Below are 20318 nucleotides of genomic sequence, written 5' to 3' on the forward strand. Positions count from 1 at the left end.
GTCATTGAAATAATGAGAACTTTTAAAAGTAGGGTAAGTCTGCCTGTTTAAATTATTCGTCTTTTTTAGAAGACACTAAAAAGACATCGATAAGTCCTTCCGGAAGCTGCATTTTGATGAATCTTTCTTCCCGGTTCACCTCAAGGATCCAGTCTTTGATGATGGGAATTACCACTTCTTTTCCGTCCAGGTTGGTCACGAAATAGTTTTGGGCAGTCTGATCATTTACAGATCTTATCACACCGCATTCTTTGTCATTTTCATCAAGGATATCGAAACCGATAATCTCATGATAATAGAACTGCTTTCCTGAAAGTTTTGGAAGTGTAGAAAGCGGTAAGTAGACATTTTTTCCCAAGGATTGATCTACCAATGCCTCGGAAGAGTTTTTAAAGGCAAGATTCAGCGCATCGTTTTTACTCCATGCTGATTTTGCAATAAAAAAAGGAACCAATAATCCGTTGATTTCAACGAATATTGATTCCAATTTATTGTAAAGCTCGGGCTGATCGGTATCCAGTTTAAGGATAACGTTTCCCGCAAGGCCATGTCTGCGTGTGATTTTTCCTAATAAATAGCAATCTTCTTTACGCATACAGGGTATTCTTAAGCTTCAGTGTTTTCTTCAGTTTCAGCAGCAGGAGCTTCTCCTTCTGTAGCTTCAGCAACTTCTTCAGCAGGTGCGTTAGCAGCTTCTTCAGCAGCTTTAGCATCAGCTTCAACTTGAGCAGCAGCAGCGATTCTAGCTTCGTTTACCTTAGCTTCAGCATCTAAAGCAGCTTTCTTAGAGTCAGCCTGAGCTTTAGATAAACCGTCAACTTTACCTTGTACTTTTTGTTCTTTAGATTCTAACCAAGCATTGAATCTTTTTTCAGCTTCAGCTTCGTCAAAAGCACCTTTAGCAACACCACCTTGTAAGTGTTTTTTGTAAAGGGCACCTTTATAAGAAAGGATTGCTCTTGCAGTATCAGTTGGCTGAGCACCGTTGTTTAACCACTTTACAGCAGAATCAACGTTCAAATCGATAGTTGCAGGGTTAGTAATTGGGTTGTAAGTTCCTAGTTTCTCGATGAATCTACCATCTCTTCTAGCTCTAGAATCTGCAACCACGATGTGGAAGAAAGGCTTACCTTTTTTACCGTGTCTTTGTAATCTGATTTTTACTGACATAATGTTGTGAATTTTATGGGAACTCGTCCCAGTTAAATATTTAAGAGTGCAAAGATATATAAAAAATTTTATTCAACAATTATTAAATGTAACAATTTATCAATCTAGCAATATAACAGTGTTTTTGATTTTTCTTAGCTAAAAATTCATTGGTAAATCCGTCAGCTTTACACAGCTACATTAATTTACCTTTCCCATATAGAAAAGACCCAGACATTTCTGGTTTTCTTCGATGGTTAAAGATTCTCTAAGATGATTTACAATCGCCGGAGAACTCCAGTAGCAGCCTACATTATTGGCTGTACAGGTAAGGTACATATTCTGAACCGCCATGGAAACAGCAGCAATTTCTTCCCATTCAGGAACCATACCACTGAAATTCACCACAATGGAAACTACCGTGTCCGCTTTATTGATTTTGAAGCCGATATCCTGGTGTTTTTTCTCCAGAAAAGTCTGTCCGGGCTGTGTAGCTTTGTAAATAGCCTGCATTTCTGAAGCTAATTTTGCTTTTTCTTCCCCTTTGAAAACCTTAAAACGCCAAGGCTTTGTACGCTTATGATTAGGAGCTAAGGTTGCTGAGTGTAATATTTCATCTATGATTTCCGGAGATATTTCGTTTTCAGAATAATCTTTTGGGAATATACTTCTCCTTTGTTCTATGATTTCTTTTAAAATTTCTGCATTATTCATACTGCAAATTTACAATATGTAATTGAATGCATTACATTGATTTATGCCTGATTTTTCAGCAGTAAACTTCGTTTTCTGTACATTTTGTAATTCGTGAATAGAAATGTTAGAGTTTGAGAGTTTGAGGGTACGTGAGTTTACAAATTATTGAAATCTGGCATCTTGATTCTTGATTCTTGATTCTTGGCTCTTGATTCTTGGCTCTTGATTCCGGCTCTGGTATGCACAATCAAATCACCTCTACAATTTTCTGATGGATATTATTCAATGTAAAAGCATCACCGGATTTCATGCCCATCATTTTTTTAGCCATGGGACTTTCCGGGGAAATAGCGTAAAAACGGTCACCTTCATAAAAGAATTCTCCCAATGAAACCGAAATATAGAAACGGGCTTTGTTGGTGATCACCAGAGAACCCAGCTGTATTCTTTCAGTAGAAGTGTTCAGCACTTTTGACATATTTCTTTTAAGATCATTCAAAGCACCCAGCTGACGCTGCATCTGATAAATTTCTTCCTGCATTTCCTCCCTCATACTGTCATATTTTGGGGTCTTTTTAATATCACGGCTTGCTTCCAGGGTAAACTCAATAAAATTTTTAAGCTTTTCTATTTTTTCAGAGATTACTGTTTTTACATAATCTCTTATATCACTTTTTTCAAATACGATCTTCTCCATGAATCTAATCTTTACATAAAGATAATAATTTTTTAAAATAACCCCGAGCCCGGATAAAAAATGTTTGACTCCAAAAAAGGCAGCAAAAAAGCCCTGCATTTCCGCAAGGCTTATCTCTTTATTTTTCGGCAATCTTTTTAAGATCTCCCAGCCCCTGATCAAACATCTTTTTCATATTCATATCCATCATAGGTTTCATGATCTTCATCATGGTAGTCAGTTCATAATCAATACCCCAGGTTACTTTGGTTCCGTTTCCTTCAGGAGTTAACACAAAAGCAGTTTTAGCGTCACTTTCAAAAGGTTTGATAAAATGAAGCTTTGTAATTAATTTTTCATTGGGTACAATTTCGGTGATGGACTGCTCGCCCTCTCCTACTTTATCATTCCCCTTCCAGTGGTAGGAATCTCCCACTTTGTCGCCGGCTCCGGAATAGGTGATCACAATATCCTTGTCCGCCTTGGAAAAAGGATCCCAGACATTGTATTCTTTTAATGAGCCAACATGCTGCCAGACTTTTTCTTTCTGCGCATTAATAACGACTGATTGTTCAAAGTGATAATTTTTATCAAAAGCCAGCATGGCAATAACTGCGTATACTACGGCTAAAAGGAGGATTACGCCAAGAATTCTTAAGAGTGTTTTCATAGTTTTGATTATTTTGAGTTATTTGTTTAGCTTTTTAAACACATTAGCAGTTGAATTTAATAGTGCCTAAAGTGTATAATTCCGTGTTTCAAAATTAGCCATTCCACCCTCGCTGCCTCTTTTCATATGACAAGATTATTAAAGATAAAGTTTTTTTGTCACATCTTGATATCCGGGCATTATTTTTGTGGATTCCAGCTCTGATTCCTGATGAATCATTAAATTTACATAAAAATCGAAAAATGAATATTTTAACAGAGAAATTCAATACACCATATCATGCGGCGCCTTTTAACGGCATTAAAAATGACGATTTTCTTCCTGCTTTCAGGGAACTGATCAAAAAATCTGAAGACGAAATCGACAGTATTGTCGGTAATTCTGAAGCACCTACTTTTGAAAATGTCATTGAAGCACTGGCTTATTCAGGGGATCAGCTGGATGTGGTCTCAAATATTTTTTTCAATTTAAATTCTGCAGAGACAAGCGACGAAATTCAAAAGATCGCCCAGGAAGTTTCTCCGCTTCTGACTGAATATTCTTCAAAAATCTCTCAAAATGAGGCTCTTTTCAATAAGATCAAAAAAGTATACGACGAAAAAGAAAAATATAATCTGAATGAGGAACAGGAAATGCTGTTGAATGAAACTTATAAAGGTTTTGTAAGAAGTGGCGCCCTGCTGAATGAGGAAGACAAAGAAAAACTCCAGAAAATCAATATGGATCTGTCTTTGAAGTCACTACAGTTCGGGCAGAATGTTTTGGCATCTACCAATTCCTATTTTAAACATATTACCAATAAAGAAGATCTGGCAGGAATTCCGGAAGCTGTCCTTGAGCAATATGCTGAGGAAGCGAAAGAAAGAGAACTGGAAGGCTGGGTAGTAACGTTACAGTATCCAAGCTATATTCCGTTCATGACCTATGCTGAAAACCGCGAGCTGAGAAAGGAAATTGCCCTGGCCAGCGGTAAAAAATCTTTTGACGACGGGGAATTTGACAATCAGGGACTCATCAAAGAACTACTGCAGTTAAAACAGCAGAAAGCTGAATTATTAGGCTATCAGAATTATGCAGATTATGTTCTCGAAGAAAGAATGGCAAAGTCGCCGGCAAAAGTTTTTGATTTTTTAAATGAACTTTTAACAAAAGCAAAGCCTTATGCAGATAAAGAGATCGAAGAGCTGAAATCTCTTGCCAAAGCTGACGGAATAGATGAATTACAGGGATATGATCATACTTTCTACGCAGAAAAGCTGAGAAAACAGAAATATGATTTTAACGATGAAGAACTGAAGCCGTATTTTCCACTGAACCAGGTACAGGAAGCTGTTTTTGGCCTGGCAGGAAAGCTTTTCGGACTCAGCTTCGAAGAAAAAAATGATATTCCAAAATACCATGAAGATGTGAAAGTGTATGAAGTTTCTGAAATTGGAAGTATGAATCCGTCAAAAGATTTCAAAGCATTGCTTTATGTAGATTATTTTCCAAGAAAGGGTAAAAGAGCCGGAGCATGGATGACCAGCTATAAAAACCAATATAAAAAAGACGGTGAAAACTCCCGTCCGCATATTTCTATTGTCTGCAATTTCAGCAAGCCCACGAAAGATACTCCAAGCTTACTGACGTTCCAGGAAGTGACGACCTTATTCCACGAATTCGGACATGCACTTCACGGGATGATGGCGGATACACAATATCCAAGCCTTTCCGGAACTTCTGTGAAATGGGATTTCGTAGAACTGCCATCTCAGTTTCTGGAAAATTTCTGCTATGAACCTGAGTTTTTAAAAACATTTGCCAAACATTATAAAACAGGTGAAGTACTTCCTGATGAAAAGATCGAAAAGATTGAACAGTCTAAAAGTTTCATGGAGGGTTACCAAACCATGAGACAGCTTGGTTTTGGGCTTCTGGATATGAATTACCATACGAAAGTTGAAGAATTGGAAAGTGTAAGCGTGAAAGAATTTGAAGACAAGTATACCAAAGCTACTTCGCTCTATCCTGTGAATCCTGAAACAGCTATGAGTCCAAGTTTTTCCCATATCTTCCAGGGCGGTTATTCTGCAGGCTATTATTCTTATAAATGGGCAGAAGTTCTGGATGCAGATGCATTCCAGTATTTTAAGGAAACAGGAATTTTCAATCCTGAAACAGCTGCAAAATACAAAATTCTTCTTTCTTCAGGCGGAACAAAGGATCCGATGGAACTGTATAAGAGTTTCAGGGGAAGTGAGCCAAAGGTGGAGAGTTTGCTGAAGAGAGCATTTGGGTAAAAGATACCAAACAATAAATAAATCATGAAGCTGCCGAAAGGCGGCTTCTTTTGCGATAATTTAATCAGAATAATGTAAACAGGCAAAATTGTAATCGTCCAACAACCCTGTGAATACAATGTATTACTAAATGAAATACCTTTCCCTTAATTATACATGCGGAAAATTTTACTTTGCCTGTCTTTGCTATAAAGAAAACGTATGAAAAAGAAATTGGTAAAGCAAACGTGACCGGGTATTGCATTAAATTCAAAACCCTGGAAGACATCCATATTGACATACTTAAGGCAGCCATACGGGATGGATTTAAGGCACAGTAAAACGGTCAAAAACTAAGACAAAGGACAAACTGAAATTTCCTTACCTTCAGCATACGTTTTTCCCCAATCGCAAAGACTTTCAAGAATAGGAATCAGATCCCGGCCCTTATTCGTTAAAACATATTGAACGCCAACAGGAACGGTCTCAGGGATTTCTTTTTTGACAATAACCGCATGCGTTTCCAATTCTTTAAGCTGGCGGCCTAAAACCTGTTCTGAAATATTCGGCAATTCCTTTTTCAGCAAATGAAAACGGTTGTTTCCCTGTGAAATGGAATAAACAATTTGTGACTTCCAACGGCCGCTAATCATTGCTATTGCTGAATTGAGTTCACAAACCTGAAACAGAAACTGTTCATTGATTGCATTGGTTGAATTTTCCTTACGCATAACTGTCATTTTAATGCTCACAATTTTGTTCGTTATTGCACACCACAAATTGCTTGCTGAATTTTGCAATAAAAATACGAAATATGAACAAAGCAATAAGTATGATGATTGGATTACTGGCAGCAGTTTCATCAAAAGCACAGGAAAAGTGGATTATAAAATCTGAACATTTAGCACAATCTGATACGGTTCTGGTTTTTAAGCCGAAAGCATATAACAAAACAGAAAAATTTCCTCTGGTTTATCTTTTACACGGTTACAGTGAAAATTACAAACAGTGGTCACAAACCACAGACTTGCAAAAAATGGCTGATCAGTACGGCTTTATCATTGTTACTCCAGACGGTTTTACCTCTTATTATATTAACAGCCCGATCAACAAAGGTTCGCAGTATGAAGATTTTTTCTTCAAAGAACTAGTCCCGAAAGTGCATCACTCATTTAATATTGACAACAAAAATATTTTCATCAGCGGTTTGAGCATGGGGGGCTATGGAGCTTTGCGGTATTTCATTTTACATTCTGACTACTTTAATACAGCAGGCTCTACCAGTGGTGCTCTGGAAATTGATTATCCTAATTTTCAAAAGGTAAGCCAGCAATTTTGGCAGAACAATAAAATGCCGGAGGACTTAACAACAAAATTAGGTAATCCCAAAACCACAGACTGGAATCAATTCAGCATATCAACTCTTTTAAAACAGCATCCGGATTTTAAGAGAGCTTTTATTTTTGACTGCGGAACAGAAGATATTTTATATTCAAATTCCGTCAGTCTGAAACAACAGACCGAAAGTCTGAACATTCCGGTAACTTTTATCAGCCAGCCGGGCGACCATAATACAGAGTACTGGAGCAGGTCTATTGAACATCATTTTGTATATTTCCAGCAGCATTTAAAAAAATAACTGACCGTAAGATTCTGCAGGAGCCAAAAAACTTACTCTGAATCTGGAATAAAGTTTAAAATTAAACGCAATGATAAACAAAGCTTTGAAACTTATTTATAGCAATATGTAAGAAACTATACTGTTTTACTTTGCTGAATGAAATGGCTTTGTTTTCTAATTTGCTTGCCTTTGCGATAAGAATACAATTGTTTTCAGGCATTTTCTTACCCGAATTCAGGTTAATTATAAGAAACTTTTTGTTAAATTTGTAAGTAATACACTACAGCAGATTTTGTATTGAAGAATCAATTTCTGACATCGTTAGATGCGGAAGGTTATAAAAACAGAACCGTAAAATTGAAAAATTCACTGAGCTTAACAGTCCTATTTTTAACTTTCATCCACTTACATTCCCAGAATACATACGTTTTTTTTGGCTCATTCAATCGTGATAAAACAACCGAAGGATTGTATGTGTATAAGCTGGATCCTAACAAAGGAAAATTATCCAAAGTCACATCACTGAAAGGAATTTTAAACCCATCATTTCTGACTTTATCTCCCAACGGCCGATACATTTTTGCCTGTACGGAAAGTAAAATACCCAATGCAGGAAGTGTCAGCAGTTTTAAATTCAACCCTGAAAATGAAACACTTACTTTTATCAACAGCCAGAAAAGTGGTGGAGAAAATCCGGTTTACGTAACCGTTCATAAAAACGGCAAATGGTTAGTGAATGCCAATTATACTGAAGGCAGCGTTTCTGTATATCCATTGGCTGAAGACGGAACTATACACCCATATGTTCAGAACTTTCAGTTTTCAGAGGGAAGTATCAATAAAGGAAGGCAGGATAGGTCCCATGTTCATGCAGCTGTTTTTTCACCAGATTTTAAACAGTTATTTTTACCGGATCTCGGTGCCGATAAAATCAGGTCTTATATGTTTGATACTGATAAAGCAGAGCCATTACAGCCGGCAGAACAACCCTACATACAATCTCCATTAGGAAGTGGGCCAAGGCATTTTACCTTCCACCCCAACGGGAAATTCGCCTATGGTATCAATGAGCTATCCGGAACCATCAATGCTTACCGGTATGACAATTCCGATATGGAAAGTATTCAGATAATTAATACTCATACAGACCGATACAAAGAAGATTTTGAAAGCTCTGACATTCACATTTCTCCGGATGGTAAATTTCTATACGCTTCCAACCGCGGGTATGAAAATGATATCGCTATTTTCTCAATCTATGAAGACGGAACGTTAAAAAATATTGGTTATCAGACGACTTTCGGGAAGCAGTTAAGAGTTTTCGACATGGACGAGACAGGTAAATTTTTAATTGTAACCAATGCTGCCACCGGAAATGTTTTTGTATTCAGACGGAATCATGAAACAGGTTTATTAAAAAAGGTAGGCGGAAAAACAAAAATTGATGGGGTTTCCAGTGTGAAAATCAGAAAGTATTAATTACGGTCTTGTCTTTGAAAATCTGTACCTTAATTTTTTCTTAACGAATAACCATGCTTACCAATTAAACCATATCAGCTATTTTAAGTACAGTATCCTTGATGAAAAAAAGGAACTCAATAAGATCATCTCCTATGACCACAAAAAATAAAAAAGCCACACACTCCTTTTTTCATTATTTAAAATTAATTCTTGTGGCGGCATTCATAGTGTGTCTTGTTTTTATAGCAAACCCAGCCAGGTATTTTTGCTATGCTTTACTAATTTCAATTGTTATAAGTCTTAAATCTTTTCAGAATTTCAGAGTCGATTATAAAAAAACAGTTAAGGATTTTTGTTTAAAACTCACCTTGACTTATTTTGCTATTATTACCCTTCTTTCTGTATCTCCGTTTCTTACAGTTCAGGAATTTAAAGCATCTCATTTAAACTGGATCGCTGTAAATCCGGTAACAATTAAGCCTTCTTTTTCCTGGGACAACGGATATAAACGTAAAGGAAATTCTTATGCTGATGCATATTATGAATATAATTATAAAGGAGAATCATATGAAAATACAGAATCTAAAGCATTAAAAAAATATTATCCTTTTTGGGAAAGACGGGATGTCAATGAATTGATTTCCGAGTTTTCAATTCCGGTTAAAGAAAAAATAAGTAGAAAAAACTATATTTTTCTTATAAGTCCCGGCAAACCTGAAAAAAGTAAATTATTTTTATCCACAGATTTATTTTATTTCCAGGGTTCATTATTTTATAATATGGTAACAGGTATGGCAGGATTTCTGCTGATTGTTCTGGGAATCATCGGAAGTATTTTTTTACTGTCACTAAACGGACAGCGAGGTAGAAAACAGAACAGATGAAAAGATAATCTTTGTGAATACTAATCATTAAAGCTATGTCTATAAAACTTTTTCAGAAACATCTTAAACAAAAAAGTCATCATGAATATTACGTGTGATCAGTGTAAAGAAACTTTTGCAGCATCTCAAGAGCAGATTTCATTCGTCTCGGAATCACAGAAAAAAGGAATGCAGTTTATCATGCTTGAATGTTTGTCCTGTTTTAGAGGTTTCTCGTTAAATCCTTTAACGATGGATACACCCACTTTGCAAAAAACAATGGATGAGGATCATTTAAGATGCCCGTGTGATTCCTGTCACGGTCTGATATCTTATGTAGAAGATCGAAAACCTTTCTGGGGATGTGGTGAATGCGGAAGTGTATGGCTTACCAAGGCTGTTTTGTTTGAAGCAATTGCAGACAGCATCAAAAAACACCCTTACCGGGCTAAAGTCTACAAGAAAAAAGGAAATAATTTCGTCCCGGTTCCGTTAGAAGATGAACCGGAGAATTACGAAGAGACTGTAGCCCGAGAATAAAAGTCAGAAAATCCAATAAAAAATATCATCAAAATTTATAATCATGTTACTAGCAATCCTACTTCCCTTTTTATCCTTTATGGTCCGTGGAAAAATCCTTACCGGAATCATCTGTTTAATTTTGCAAATCACAGTCATTGGCTGGCTTCCTGCTGCCATCTGGGCTGCTTTATCCTTAAACAGTGCCAGAGCAGACCGTCGCAACGAAAAACTGATCCGCACGATCAGACAAAGTCAGAGATAACGTTGTAAACATTCTACAGAAAACAAAAATGGGCGGTATTGACCGTTTTTTATTAAACAGCTATAAAGTATAACATAGTAATAAAATTATTTTATATCTTTGCATAACAAAATAATAATCATGATCAATAAAAAACTTTTCACAGCCCTTTTATTATTGTTGCTTTTTTGCAGTACCTATGCACAAAACATTGAAAAAAAAGCAGACAGCTTAATCACTGCTGAATTCAGTGACCCCAATGGGCCCGGTGGTGTATTTATGGTTTCTCATAAAGGGAAAATCATTTACCGTAAAGCTTTTGGAAAAGCCAATCTGGAACTGAATGTCAATATGACTCCTGAAAATGTTTTTCAGATTGGTTCCATGACTAAGCAGTTTACATCAGTCGCTATTCTGATGTTGGAGCAGCAGGGAAAATTAAATGTCAGCGATCCTGTTTCAAAATATATTAAGGACTATCCCTCCGGTGACAAAATTACGATCCATCATCTGCTGACCCACACTTCGGGAATCAAGGATTTTACGAAAATGAAAGCTTTATCCACCATCGCACAGAAAGAAATGAAGCCTGAAATGATGGTAGATTTTTTCAAAAATGAACCTGTTGATTTTGCTCCCGGAGAAAAATTTGAATACAATAATTCGGGATACGTGGTGTTAGGATATATTATTGAGCTGGTTTCAGGGCAGGCTTATGAAGATTATATTAAAAAAAACATCTTTGAAAAGGCAGGTATGGCTCATTCTTATTATGCCACCGACCGCCAGCTTATTCCCAAAAGAGCGTACGGATACCATAAGAAAGAACATGGATTTGTCAACAAAACCACCATCAGCTTCAGTGTTCCTTTTTCATCCGGATCTTTAATGTCAACGGTGGATGATATGCTGAAATGGCAGCAGGCTCTGAACAAAAATATACTTCTTAACCCAACAGAAACTAAAAAAGCCTTCCAAAAATACACCTTGAATAACGGAGAAGAATTCACTTACGGCTACGCATGGCATCTGAAAGAAATCAATGGAACTCCGGACAGGGAACACGGCGGAAGTATTTTCGGGTTTAAAAGTATGGGAGTTTATATTCCCTCCGAAGATATTTACGTTATAGGATTCAGCAACTGCGACTGCCATTCTCCCACGGAGATCACCAGAAACATTGCTAAAACAGTTTTCAAGGCGGTTAAAAAATAATATGTTTATGAAATCATGATTCATTTCTAAAGAATTATTTGAATGCAAATACTAAACATATGGAATCATATATTTTTTCAAATCATCTTCTTTTGGGAAGTACATAGTCCGGAACTTTTACAATCGAAAATAAAACGATAAAAAGACAAATAATATTGATAATCAAAGCGATGGAAAAAGCATGGCTATAATGTTGTGATGAAGGTTTTGCCCCTAAGAAATAATAAAATATACTTCCTACTATAATAATTCCTACTATCGCAGCAGCCTGCTGAAAAGTATTATAAACTCCTGAAGCATTTCCGGCAAGTGTTTGCGGCAGACCTGACAAAGCGATATTGGCCAGTGAAGGAATAATGGATCCGACCCCCAAGCCATGAAAAAACAGCAGCAGACAGAGCATAAAAAAAGAAGTTTCTGTATCAAATAAAAAGATCTGGAGGAGAAGAACCGCTATAATCAAACCTAATCCGGCAACTAAAAATGTTTTGCCGTACCTTAAAATAAGCTTTGCAGAAAACAGAGAGGCCAGAATAAAGCCCAATCCCTGAAAAACAATAATTTCTCCTGCAGCCATTGACCCTATCTGCAATCCGTCCTGAAAAAACAGCGAGAGGATATAGAAATAAGAATCCAGCATTATAAAGAAAAAAGAAACCGCCAGTATCCCCAGATTGAAACTTTTATAGCTGAATAAACTGAAATCCATCAGGTAAGACTTTTCTTGTTTTACCCGCATCTTTTGATTTTTAATAAAATATATTAATAGGAGTATTGAAACAATCCCGATTATTAAGCTTTTAACCTGAATTCCCTGATGCTCAGACATCGTAAGTGAATAGGTAAAACAGAAAAGCCCGGCAGCCAATATCATCACACCAAAAAAATCGAAAGTATTTTTTTCAGCTGAAATTTTAGATTCATTCAATATTTTGTGACTGAAAAATAGAGCGATCATACATACCGGAATATTAATGAGAAAAATAAGTCTCCAGGATTCCTGCATCACGGTTATGGATGAAAAATAGCCACCCAGGAACTGCCCCAGAACAGTTCCCGCACCAATTGTAATCCCGTACCAGCCCATTGCTTTTGTTCTTTCTTCATGCCCTGGAAACAGAACCTGTATCATCGACAGTACCTGCGGTGACATCAGCGCTGCACTGATTCCCTGAATAAAACGGGAGATGACAAGAAGTACTGCACCGGACGAAATCCCACATGCAACAGAGCTCAGCATAAAAAACAACAAGCCCAGCATGAATATCTTTTTCCTTCCATACAAGTCCCCCAGCCTTCCTCCTGTGATCAGAAATGAAGCAAAACCGATGAGATAAGACGCGATCATCAGCTGCATCTCTCCATTGGAAGCCTGAAGATCTTGCTGGATTGACGGAATGGACACATTAATGATAAAAATATCCATGATCGTAAGCAACTGACCGGATAATATAACCATCAGTTTCAAATATTTATAATTCATTATTATATAGATATATCTATTTTTAAATACGTAAAAAAATTAAGGCAGCTGAACCTCAATCATTTTTTGGATCTGCTCAAAAGAATCTGTATTTTTATTAATTGTAGAAGTTACTACAGCTCCTTCTATCAGGAGGAAAATATTTTCTGTAAGCAGATCTGCATCCATGTTTTTATTTTCTGCATAGTCACCGGCCAGCTTTCTGATCATTTCTTTCTGTTTCTGTTTGTGCTGCTTTACAAAATCAGAAACTGCCGGACTGCTGTCTCCTACTTCCGAAACAATTTTGATGAAATGGCAGCCTGCGAATTTTGATGATAACTGCAATTTTTTACGGTAATCAATTAATGAAAATATCTTTTCTCTGGGTCCGGCAACTTTTGCAGAATGCTCTTCAAACCCTTTGAACCATTCAAATTCTTCTTTGGCAAGATAAGCCTGAAGAAGATCATTTTTGGATGAAAAATGATTGTACAGAGAACCTATAGCAATATCAGCTTCAGCAATAATCTGGTTAATCCCTGTTGAATTAAAACCCTGTCTGTAAAAAAGATCTGAGGCTACCCTGATAATTCTTTCCTGCACTTTCTCCTTTTTCATCTGAAAATTTTTACAAATCTACAAATAAAATAGATAAGTCTATCTATTTTATTTTTTACTTTATTAAAACTGCAAAAAATATATGATTACAAAACCAAAACATGATAAAAAGTGACTAAAATAATTTTATCAAAAAACACTGAAAATATGGATATGTTATAACAGGATTTAAGAATTTAGAATGAAACAGAATAGCTTTTCATAAAAAGCATAATATTATTAATAGTTCGATGCATAACATTTTTAGCTTTAGTCCTTACATATTTTGTATCTTTAGTTGCCACTTTACAAAAAAACATGTGGTACAGAGCAATGGCAGAAGAACTTTATTTTATCAAAACCAATCCCAATATTGCCAAAATCAATTTGTACAATAAACTTTGCCGTGAAGAAGAAAATATCATCAGCTTTCTTCAGAATGATGCCAAAGTAAGTCTTGAGATCATCAAAAATAAAGTAAAAGATTCTGTAGAAAACCTTTCTAAAGAAGAGCTTTCAGGTATTTTCACATGGTTCAGCAGTGCCTACCCAACTGACCCGGAAGAAGTGAAAACCCAGCTTTTTATTCATGGCCTTGACCTCTTTTATGAAATCCCGAAAAAAGAAAATGTAAAAACTTTTCAGGAAATGCTTTCAGACTATGAAAAGTATTCTAAACAGAACCTGAATTTTATGGTAGATTCTCAGAATTTCAATCAGTTCCTTGTTTATGGACTGTTTCTTACAGATATTTCCATAAAAGAACAGGGCAACTGCACAATTCTTTCACATTATTTAAAAGCAGATTATCCTTCACTGTATGCCCTGGCAGAAGACCAGTTTCAGAAAAAAGGATCTGATCAGAATTATGATCCTGCTCTGCAGCGCTATTTCGGGGAACTGTATGATCTGACTAAATTTTATAAAGGGGCAATTATTCAGCTTCACACTTCATAATTTATGCTGAACGCAGACATTTTAATTTTATGTAATAATACATCATACCACCAGCCAGATAAGCTATAACATCTAAAATATCTCCTGTAAACCTTTCTGAAAGCATCGGACCAACCACTTCAAAAAGCAGTGATAAATAAACAATAGAGGATAAAATAAATTTAAAATCAGGTTTCCACTGGTATTCCAGGACATTAATCATCACATATTCGATGAGGCGGGCATACATCGGAACGGTTATAAAATCGGTAAAATGGTTGCTGATCACCGGAATAAAAATTCCTTTTTTCCTCAGAAAAACAATAATTATCCAGGCCGCAAGCCCCAGCAGAAACCCACATGAACTCATATTCTTCATCACATGTGAAGTATCGCCATAATGAATCCAATAATGATCTGCAGAATTTTTACAAAGGTTTCCTGCAGTCCTTTTTCTTTTTTATTGATCTTGTTGTCAGCTGTTTCATAATTGAACATTCTTTTCCCTTCCATCCGGTAAATTTTTATAATGCAAATATAATAAAATTAGAACAAATGTTCTAATTTTGAAATATAATTGAAACTCCCTTATCTTTGAGCAATGAAAACCAAGGATAAAATCTTATCAAAAGCATTGGAGCTCTTCAACGAAAAAGGCTACAACAATATCACAACCAGGCATATTGCAGCCGGTCTGAATATCAGTGCGGGAAATCTCCATTATCATTTCAAACATTCGGAAGATATTATTAAAATCCTTTTTTCTGAACTTATCCTTAAAATGGATGTTTTACTGAATGACCTTCAGAAAATAGAAAATAAAACACTGGAAGATCTGTATCATTTTACTTTTTCCATTTATGAAGTCTTCTATTCGTTCCGGTTTATTTTCATGAATTTCTTTGATATTTTAAAACATATTCCAGCGATAGAATCGCAGTATGAATCTATCAATATGAGCAGAAAAGAAGAATTCCAGGTAATCTTTAAAGGCTTTCAGAAGAATAATATTTTTAGAAATAATGTTCCTGATTTTATCCTGAAAAGCCTGACCACTCAAATATTTATTATAGCTGATAACTGGATCATCCATAACAGACTTGCTTTTAAACTCAATGAAGATGAAGCAATCAAACATTACGCATTGATCCAGATGAACCTGTTTTATCCATTGCTTACTGAAGAGCAGCAGAAGCTTTACGAAGAAAAATACATACTCAAATCATGATGATCAGAAAAGGTAATATCAACGACCTGACGGAGATGCGTCAACTTTTTACAGATACCATTACTTTCATCTGTAAAAATGACTACAACAGCGATCAGATCAATGCCTGGAAATCCGGAGCGGAAAATGAGGAAAGATGGCTCCAGGTGATGAACAGTCAGCTAGTGATCATAGCAAAAATTAATGGTCAGATGGCAGGATTCTGTACTTTAGACAAAGGAAAATATATTGATCTGTTTTTCGTTCACAAGGATTTTCAGCAACAGGGAGTGGCCCGGAAAATGTATACTTTTATAGAACAGGAAGCTATCATTCGAAAGGAGAAGACACTGACTGCGGATGTAAGCAAAACGGCGAGATCCTTCTTTGAAAAGATGGATTTTAAAGTAGTCCAGGAGCAAACCGTCCAGGTAAAAGGGATTGGTCTTACCAACTATAAAATGGAAAAAGAACTGAATTAAGAACTGCGGGATGCACGAATTACACTCCGAATATCATCAGCTTAAAATACCGGTTTCAAAAGAATTCGAAAGCGTATTCACGCATTTTTATTACGCGGAAAACAATTCTTCCCATCCTGTTACGAAAACCCTGCTTCCCTCCTACCAGACAATTATGCTGTTCTGTTTTGGAGAGAAAGCTTTTATGACAACTCAGGAGAAAACCACTGTTGAAGTGGATCGGTGTATTGTTTTAGGACCTGTACGTCAAACTTTTGACTATACGCTGCCTGCAGGAACTTCAATTCTTGTTGCTAATTTTAAGGATGATGCTTTTTACCGGTTCTTTGGAAAAGCAATGATTTCCAGCCAGGGAATACATCCTGATGAACTTCTGCAGGACAATTGTTTCACGGAACTCTGGCATCAGATCTCCGTTTTACCTTCTCTCGAAGAAAGAATCAACTATATACTCAACTTTTGCAAGCCTTATCTTCAGGATCAGGATCAAACAATCCGGCTATTAAGTAATTTCGCAGACAACGGACTGAATCCTATTAAAACCATTGCAGAACAGACCCATCAGAGCGAGAGAAATATTCAGCGCAAACAGAAAGAACAGTTCGGATATTCTTCCAAAGAACTTGCACGATACACCCGTTTTCTGAAAGCCATTATGATCATTGAAAAAGAACTGAAAAGCAGCAAAAAAATTGAATGGTTCAGTATCATTGATGAATGCGGCTATTTTGATCAGAGCCAGCTTATTCACGATTTTAAGCACTTTATTACTATTTCACCATCCCAGTATGTAAAATTCCAGAAAGACATCTGCCGTTCCGGTTCAGAATAATTCTATTTCGTTTTCTTACAATTTTTACAGTTCCCGCTGCTCTACATTTGTCTCAATATTTAAACAATAAAGCAATGAGACATTTAATCATTTACGCACATCCCAATGAAAAAAGCCTGAATAACCTTTTGCTTCAAACCGTTACTGAAAGCCTGGAAAAAGGCAATCACGAAATAGAAATAAGAGACCTGAATACAATAGGATTTAACCCGGTCTTATCGTTGGAAGATATGCAGGGCCAGCGGGCAGGGAAAGTTTCTGATGATGTAAAGACGGAGCAGGATTATATTTCATGGGCCGAGCAGATTACCTTTGTCTATCCGATCTGGTGGACCGGAATGCCGGCTATTATGAAAGGTTATATCGACCGTGTTTTCAGTTACGGTTTTGCTTACCGCTATGACCAGGGTGTACAGAAAGGACTTTTGAAAGGCAAAAAAGCAGTCATCATCAATACTCATGGAAAACCTCATGAAGAATATGAAAGGATGGGAATGGATAAAGCTCTTTCTCTTACCTCAGACAACGGAATCTTTCTGTACAGCGGTTTTGAAATCATTCACCATTTCTTTTTTGACAAAGCAGATAAAGCGTCTCCTGAAGAAGTGGAAATATGGAAAGAGCAGATCCGAAATACCTATTCACAGACGGTTTTTAACCTTTAAAATCTCTTCGGATAGTTTTCTGGAAATTAACTTCACCAATATATTCTTACTCATCAGCCTCGGAAGTTTGGGCGTTAAAAAAAATAAAATTTGATCCTTTAAAAAATCCCACTGTCTGAGTGCGGGTACAATAATAAATTGAAGCTATTACAGCAAATCCACACGAGTTTTGGGAATTTCAGGAGCAAACTTTAATTTTTAGCGAAAGATTCCAGCCTTGAATTTTGGTTCATTTTGTTTGACTACGTCGAATCCTTGATTTCAAGACAAAAGAACTTATAAAAAAACAAGTCATTAAATATGCATTATTTATAACAATTCTTTATTTTGCTTATAAGGAAATTATGGCATAGAATTAGCTTCAGAAGCGATAAGTAAAATTGTTTTGAAACCTTTATTTTAGACCATTAAGATTGATAAACTGTTAAGAACAGTGAGTTTTTTGATAAATCTTAACTGATATGGAACTTTACAGCAGATCTTAATGGTTTAAATATTGGAATAATAACAAAAAGCTTTTACATTTGCATTATCGATGAAACATTTAAACAGCATATTGCGTCTTCCTTTTTTCACTGAGTATTACTCCCCGGCGAACCGTTCGGGAAGACTTTCTATATCTGTGATTTAACAAGAATAATATAACGAATATATAGAGCCCGGACAGCATTGTCCGGGCTTTTTTGCTTTAAAACTAAATACATATGATCAGTACATTACAAGAAAATACAGCCATCATTCTTCCGGAAAACGGATTGGAGCAGAAACTGAAACAGGCTGAAAAGGAAAACAGAAAATTAATAATCAAGCTGGGGTTTGATCCTACTGCTCCGGATCTGCATCTGGGTCATGCTGTTGTGCTTAAAAAGCTGAAACAGTTCCAGGACCTGGGACATCAGATTGTGATTGTGGTGGGAAGCTTTACAGCAAGGATTGGTGATCCGACAGGGAAAAACAAGGCCCGAAAGCCTTTAAGTGCTGAAGATGTTGAGCATAATGCACAGACTTATATCCATCAGCTTTCGAAGATTATTGATGTGGAAAAAACTAAAATTGTCTTTAATTCCGACTGGCTGGATGCTCTTAGTTTCCCTGAAGTGATTCAGCTGATGTCTAAGGTCACTGTTGCCCAGCTGATGCACCGTAATGACTTTAATAAAAGATTTACGGAAAACACTCCGATTGCTATGCATGAGCTCGTTTATCCTATCCTCCAGGGCTTCGATTCTGTAAAAATTGAATGTGACATTGAGATGGGCGGAACAGATCAGCTTTTCAACTGTACGATGGGAAGACAGCTTCAGGAAGTTCATCAGATGTCAGCGCAGGTGGTGATGTGTATGCCTCTTCTGAAGGGTCTTGACGGTAAGGAAAAAATGAGTAAGTCGCTGAACAACATTATCGGACTGACAGATGAACCGAATGAGATGTTTGGAAAAACCATGTCGATTCCGGACAGTCTTATTGATGAATTTATTGACCTTGCTTCTGACTTTTCTGCTGGGGAAAAAATTGATTTGAAATTAAAATTGGGAAACGGTGAAAACCCGATGGATATCAAAAAGATGATTGCTAAAAACATCGTTAGCCAATACCATGATCATTCAGCTGCAGAGTCAGCAGAAGTATTTTTCGGCAATCAGTTTCAGAATAAAAACTTTGAAGAGAAAATTTACGAACCTGTTCCTTTGGCATCGTTCCCACCTCAAGAAAATACAATGAAAGCAGTGGAATTATGCAGCCTGCTTCAAAGCGGACTCAGTAAATCAGCAGTCCGCAGGCTGATTCAAAATGGAGGTATTCAGATCAACAATATCAAAATAATGGATCCCGATCTGGAAATTAAATTGTTAAAGGCAACCAAGATAAAAATAGGGAAAAGAATTTTTTTTGAACTTGTGTAAAATAGCCCGGATGGTTATATGATCCTTTTGATGAAAAGGATCCTGGATAAAAAATGGACGGTTATGAATATGAATTTACAAAAAGTGAGGAAGACATCATCCGGCATATAACGGCAGAACATCAAAATAACCTCATCCTGTTTAAAGAAATTGAAAGGGAATGCGACTTTATAAAGGAGTCTTCGGCTGATGAGAAAGGTCCTTATGCGCAGACCATCTACTATGCCTATGCTTTTTTAAACAGTCCATCGAAATGAAATTAAGAATTGATGCAGAAAAAAATCCAAGAATCGTTATCTTAGATTCCTATTAATTCTTGGCGGATAACAACGATCCGGCTCAAAAATCAGATCTCATCAACAACCTATGAACACGACGATCACCTATAGAAAAGCCTCAGAAAACGATATTGATTATCTTCTTGATCTAAGAACGAAAACCATGAATCCGCACTACGCCGATTCCCATCTTTCAACAGACAGGGAAACAACACTTCAGAGAATTCTTTATCAGTTCGAAAAAGCGAATATCATTCTTTTGAATAATGAGCCTGTAGGATTATTGAAAATCAACAGAGCTGCGGATAAAACAGAAGTTCTCCAGCTTCAGATTGATCCCGGACAACAGGGAAAAGGATTGGGAAAAACTATTCTGAGTGATATTCTGGCAGAAGCTTCGGCAGAAGGAAAAACAGTTTCATTAAGTGTTTTAAAGACCAATAAAGCTCAAAATCTATACAAGAGCTTAGGCTTTAAAATTGTGGATGAGGATAAGCAATCTTTTTTCATGGAATTTCAAGGTGGCTTCGAGAGCTTCAGCCACCTTTAGAGGATACTTACTTCATTAGAGCTGCCTATC

Annotated in this window: 25 protein-coding genes; 15 read left to right on the plus strand and 10 right to left on the minus strand. The window is 36.5% G+C overall.

All coding sequences use genetic code 11. The features are described 5' to 3' along the window. Positions 1 to 52: 52 nt before the first annotated feature. The 5 genes from rimM to J4Q03_RS00085 all read right to left on the minus strand — a co-directional run bounded on the left by rimM (position 53) and on the right by J4Q03_RS00085 (position 3191). A complete protein-coding gene (gene rimM / locus J4Q03_RS00065; protein ID WP_306843281.1) occupies positions 53 to 595 on the minus strand; it encodes a ribosome maturation factor RimM in 543 nt (180 codons plus the stop codon). Positions 596 to 606: 11 nt separating this feature from the next. Beyond that, positions 607 to 1170: a 30S ribosomal protein S16 gene (locus tag J4Q03_RS00070; RefSeq protein WP_426046226.1), complete on the minus strand. Its 564-nt coding sequence runs from the start codon at positions 1168 to 1170 to the stop codon at positions 607 to 609. 180 nt (positions 1171 to 1350) lie between these two features. Next, positions 1351 to 1863 (minus strand): nitroreductase family protein, encoded by a 513-nt coding sequence (locus J4Q03_RS00075; protein ID WP_426046227.1) that lies wholly within the window; start codon positions 1861 to 1863, stop codon positions 1351 to 1353. A gap of 229 nt (positions 1864 to 2092) precedes the next feature. Next, the gene (locus tag J4Q03_RS00080; protein WP_116011090.1) at positions 2093 to 2542 is read right to left on the minus strand and encodes a hypothetical protein; all 450 of its coding nucleotides are present in this window, start codon (positions 2540 to 2542) and stop codon (positions 2093 to 2095) included. 118 nt (positions 2543 to 2660) lie between these two features. Continuing rightward, positions 2661 to 3191, minus strand: a complete 531-nt coding sequence (locus J4Q03_RS00085) for an SRPBCC family protein (protein ID WP_426046228.1) — start codon at positions 3189 to 3191, stop codon at positions 2661 to 2663. A gap of 242 nt (positions 3192 to 3433) precedes the next feature. Here J4Q03_RS00085 and J4Q03_RS00090 point away from each other — a divergent pair, with 242 nt between their 5' ends. After that, complete coding sequence (locus tag J4Q03_RS00090) at positions 3434 to 5470, plus strand: M3 family metallopeptidase (RefSeq protein WP_426046229.1); 2037 nt, start codon at positions 3434 to 3436, stop codon at positions 5468 to 5470. Positions 5471 to 5802: 332 nt separating this feature from the next. On the opposite strand, the gene J4Q03_RS00095 is transcribed toward J4Q03_RS00090, so the two are convergent. Further along, positions 5803 to 6180, minus strand: a complete 378-nt coding sequence (locus J4Q03_RS00095) for a winged helix-turn-helix transcriptional regulator (protein ID WP_426046230.1) — start codon at positions 6178 to 6180, stop codon at positions 5803 to 5805. 83 nt (positions 6181 to 6263) lie between these two features. Between J4Q03_RS00095 and J4Q03_RS00100 the strand changes: the two genes are divergently transcribed. The 6 genes from J4Q03_RS00100 (at position 6264) to J4Q03_RS00125 (ending at position 11372) form a co-directional block, all read left to right on the plus strand. Continuing rightward, a complete protein-coding gene (locus J4Q03_RS00100) occupies positions 6264 to 7088 on the plus strand; it encodes an alpha/beta hydrolase (protein ID WP_426046231.1) in 825 nt (274 codons plus the stop codon). A 339-nt stretch (positions 7089 to 7427) separates the two neighbouring features. Next, positions 7428 to 8549, plus strand: coding sequence for a lactonase family protein (locus J4Q03_RS00105; RefSeq protein ID WP_426046232.1), 1122 nt, complete (start codon positions 7428 to 7430; stop codon positions 8547 to 8549). Positions 8550 to 8899: 350 nt separating this feature from the next. After that, positions 8900 to 9415 carry a hypothetical protein gene (locus J4Q03_RS00110; RefSeq protein WP_426046233.1) on the plus strand — a complete coding sequence of 172 codons (516 nt, stop codon included), beginning with the start codon at positions 8900 to 8902 and terminating at the stop codon, positions 9413 to 9415. 81 nt (positions 9416 to 9496) lie between these two features. Then, positions 9497 to 9934 (plus strand): hypothetical protein, encoded by a 438-nt coding sequence (locus J4Q03_RS00115; protein WP_426046234.1) that lies wholly within the window; start codon positions 9497 to 9499, stop codon positions 9932 to 9934. Positions 9935 to 9977: 43 nt separating this feature from the next. Beyond that, the gene (locus J4Q03_RS00120) at positions 9978 to 10178 is read left to right on the plus strand and encodes a YqaE/Pmp3 family membrane protein (RefSeq protein WP_426046235.1); all 201 of its coding nucleotides are present in this window, start codon (positions 9978 to 9980) and stop codon (positions 10176 to 10178) included. A 120-nt stretch (positions 10179 to 10298) separates the two neighbouring features. Further along, positions 10299 to 11372 (plus strand): serine hydrolase domain-containing protein, encoded by a 1074-nt coding sequence (locus tag J4Q03_RS00125; protein ID WP_426046236.1) that lies wholly within the window; start codon positions 10299 to 10301, stop codon positions 11370 to 11372. A gap of 82 nt (positions 11373 to 11454) precedes the next feature. On the opposite strand, the gene J4Q03_RS00130 is transcribed toward J4Q03_RS00125, so the two are convergent. Both J4Q03_RS00130 and J4Q03_RS00135 read right to left on the minus strand, forming a co-directional pair. Then, a complete protein-coding gene (locus J4Q03_RS00130) occupies positions 11455 to 12855 on the minus strand; it encodes an MFS transporter (protein ID WP_426046237.1) in 1401 nt (466 codons plus the stop codon). Between the two features lie 39 nt (positions 12856 to 12894). Then, positions 12895 to 13455 carry a TetR/AcrR family transcriptional regulator gene (locus J4Q03_RS00135; RefSeq protein ID WP_426046238.1) on the minus strand — a complete coding sequence of 187 codons (561 nt, stop codon included), beginning with the start codon at positions 13453 to 13455 and terminating at the stop codon, positions 12895 to 12897. A gap of 297 nt (positions 13456 to 13752) precedes the next feature. Between J4Q03_RS00135 and J4Q03_RS00140 the strand changes: the two genes are divergently transcribed. Further along, positions 13753 to 14391: a hypothetical protein gene (locus tag J4Q03_RS00140; RefSeq protein WP_426046239.1), complete on the plus strand. Its 639-nt coding sequence runs from the start codon at positions 13753 to 13755 to the stop codon at positions 14389 to 14391. Position 14392: 1 nt separating this feature from the next. Here J4Q03_RS00140 and J4Q03_RS00145 read toward each other — a convergent pair whose 3' ends face one another. Together J4Q03_RS00145 and J4Q03_RS00150 are read right to left on the minus strand one after the other, a co-directional pair. Further along, positions 14393 to 14749, minus strand: coding sequence for a hypothetical protein (locus tag J4Q03_RS00145; RefSeq protein ID WP_426046240.1), 357 nt, complete (start codon positions 14747 to 14749; stop codon positions 14393 to 14395). Beyond that, the gene (locus tag J4Q03_RS00150) at positions 14749 to 14883 is read right to left on the minus strand and encodes a hypothetical protein (RefSeq protein WP_426046241.1); all 135 of its coding nucleotides are present in this window, start codon (positions 14881 to 14883) and stop codon (positions 14749 to 14751) included. Before J4Q03_RS00150 ends, J4Q03_RS00145 begins: the two co-directional genes overlap by 1 nt. An 88-nt stretch (positions 14884 to 14971) precedes the next feature. On the opposite strand from J4Q03_RS00150, the gene J4Q03_RS00155 reads away from it, so the two are divergent. From J4Q03_RS00155 to J4Q03_RS00185, 7 genes are all read left to right on the plus strand, one after another. Next, a complete protein-coding gene (locus J4Q03_RS00155) occupies positions 14972 to 15598 on the plus strand; it encodes a TetR/AcrR family transcriptional regulator (RefSeq protein WP_426046242.1) in 627 nt (208 codons plus the stop codon). Next, positions 15595 to 16059 carry a GNAT family N-acetyltransferase gene (locus tag J4Q03_RS00160; protein ID WP_426046243.1) on the plus strand — a complete coding sequence of 155 codons (465 nt, stop codon included), beginning with the start codon at positions 15595 to 15597 and terminating at the stop codon, positions 16057 to 16059. The genes J4Q03_RS00155 and J4Q03_RS00160 overlap by 4 nt, the downstream gene beginning before the upstream one ends. Before the next feature lie 10 nt (positions 16060 to 16069). Next, complete coding sequence (locus J4Q03_RS00165) at positions 16070 to 16891, plus strand: AraC family transcriptional regulator (protein WP_426046244.1); 822 nt, start codon at positions 16070 to 16072, stop codon at positions 16889 to 16891. A 74-nt stretch (positions 16892 to 16965) separates the two neighbouring features. Further along, positions 16966 to 17556, plus strand: a complete 591-nt coding sequence (locus J4Q03_RS00170; protein ID WP_426046245.1) for an NAD(P)H-dependent oxidoreductase — start codon at positions 16966 to 16968, stop codon at positions 17554 to 17556. 704 nt (positions 17557 to 18260) lie between these two features. Then, a complete protein-coding gene (gene tyrS / locus J4Q03_RS00175; RefSeq protein WP_426046246.1) occupies positions 18261 to 19460 on the plus strand; it encodes a tyrosine--tRNA ligase in 1200 nt (399 codons plus the stop codon). Between the two features lie 53 nt (positions 19461 to 19513). Further along, positions 19514 to 19717, plus strand: a complete 204-nt coding sequence (locus J4Q03_RS00180; protein ID WP_426046247.1) for a hypothetical protein — start codon at positions 19514 to 19516, stop codon at positions 19715 to 19717. Positions 19718 to 19826: 109 nt separating this feature from the next. Beyond that, positions 19827 to 20288 (plus strand): GNAT family N-acetyltransferase, encoded by a 462-nt coding sequence (locus J4Q03_RS00185; RefSeq protein ID WP_426046248.1) that lies wholly within the window; start codon positions 19827 to 19829, stop codon positions 20286 to 20288. Positions 20289 to 20318: the final 30 nt, after the last annotated feature.

This window comes from Chryseobacterium sp. NFX27, from assembly GCF_049887855.1.
In the GTDB taxonomy this organism is placed as follows: domain Bacteria; phylum Bacteroidota; class Bacteroidia; order Flavobacteriales; family Weeksellaceae; genus Chryseobacterium.

What these genes read in the sequence shown, in the direction of transcription:
- J4Q03_RS00155 (WP_426046242.1), top strand. Translation starts at nt 14,972, where the DNA reads ATGAAAACCAAGGATAAAATCTTATCAAAAGCATTGGAGCTCTTCAAC.
- J4Q03_RS00100 (WP_426046231.1), top strand. Translation starts at nt 6,264, where the DNA reads ATGAACAAAGCAATAAGTATGATGATTGGATTACTGGCAGCAGTTTCA.
- J4Q03_RS00180 (WP_426046247.1), top strand. Translation starts at nt 19,514, where the DNA reads ATGGACGGTTATGAATATGAATTTACAAAAAGTGAGGAAGACATCATC.
- rimM (WP_306843281.1), bottom strand. Translation starts at nt 595, where the DNA reads ATGCGTAAAGAAGATTGCTATTTATTAGGAAAAATCACACGCAGACAT.
- J4Q03_RS00090 (WP_426046229.1), top strand. Translation starts at nt 3,434, where the DNA reads ATGAATATTTTAACAGAGAAATTCAATACACCATATCATGCGGCGCCT.
- J4Q03_RS00135 (WP_426046238.1), bottom strand. Translation starts at nt 13,455, where the DNA reads ATGAAAAAGGAGAAAGTGCAGGAAAGAATTATCAGGGTAGCCTCAGAT.
- J4Q03_RS00115 (WP_426046234.1), top strand. Translation starts at nt 9,497, where the DNA reads ATGAATATTACGTGTGATCAGTGTAAAGAAACTTTTGCAGCATCTCAA.
- J4Q03_RS00150 (WP_426046241.1), bottom strand. Translation starts at nt 14,883, where the DNA reads ATGGAAGGGAAAAGAATGTTCAATTATGAAACAGCTGACAACAAGATC.
- tyrS (WP_426046246.1), top strand. Translation starts at nt 18,261, where the DNA reads ATGATCAGTACATTACAAGAAAATACAGCCATCATTCTTCCGGAAAAC.
- J4Q03_RS00145 (WP_426046240.1), bottom strand. Translation starts at nt 14,749, where the DNA reads ATGAAGAATATGAGTTCATGTGGGTTTCTGCTGGGGCTTGCGGCCTGG.
- J4Q03_RS00080 (WP_116011090.1), bottom strand. Translation starts at nt 2,542, where the DNA reads ATGGAGAAGATCGTATTTGAAAAAAGTGATATAAGAGATTATGTAAAA.
- J4Q03_RS00120 (WP_426046235.1), top strand. Translation starts at nt 9,978, where the DNA reads ATGTTACTAGCAATCCTACTTCCCTTTTTATCCTTTATGGTCCGTGGA.
- J4Q03_RS00095 (WP_426046230.1), bottom strand. Translation starts at nt 6,180, where the DNA reads ATGCGTAAGGAAAATTCAACCAATGCAATCAATGAACAGTTTCTGTTT.
- J4Q03_RS00125 (WP_426046236.1), top strand. Translation starts at nt 10,299, where the DNA reads ATGATCAATAAAAAACTTTTCACAGCCCTTTTATTATTGTTGCTTTTT.
- J4Q03_RS00170 (WP_426046245.1), top strand. Translation starts at nt 16,966, where the DNA reads ATGAGACATTTAATCATTTACGCACATCCCAATGAAAAAAGCCTGAAT.
- J4Q03_RS00085 (WP_426046228.1), bottom strand. Translation starts at nt 3,191, where the DNA reads ATGAAAACACTCTTAAGAATTCTTGGCGTAATCCTCCTTTTAGCCGTA.
- J4Q03_RS00130 (WP_426046237.1), bottom strand. Translation starts at nt 12,855, where the DNA reads ATGAATTATAAATATTTGAAACTGATGGTTATATTATCCGGTCAGTTG.
- J4Q03_RS00075 (WP_426046227.1), bottom strand. Translation starts at nt 1,863, where the DNA reads ATGAATAATGCAGAAATTTTAAAAGAAATCATAGAACAAAGGAGAAGT.
- J4Q03_RS00140 (WP_426046239.1), top strand. Translation starts at nt 13,753, where the DNA reads ATGTGGTACAGAGCAATGGCAGAAGAACTTTATTTTATCAAAACCAAT.
- J4Q03_RS00165 (WP_426046244.1), top strand. Translation starts at nt 16,070, where the DNA reads ATGCACGAATTACACTCCGAATATCATCAGCTTAAAATACCGGTTTCA.
- J4Q03_RS00185 (WP_426046248.1), top strand. Translation starts at nt 19,827, where the DNA reads ATGAACACGACGATCACCTATAGAAAAGCCTCAGAAAACGATATTGAT.
- J4Q03_RS00160 (WP_426046243.1), top strand. Translation starts at nt 15,595, where the DNA reads ATGATGATCAGAAAAGGTAATATCAACGACCTGACGGAGATGCGTCAA.
- J4Q03_RS00070 (WP_426046226.1), bottom strand. Translation starts at nt 1,170, where the DNA reads ATGTCAGTAAAAATCAGATTACAAAGACACGGTAAAAAAGGTAAGCCT.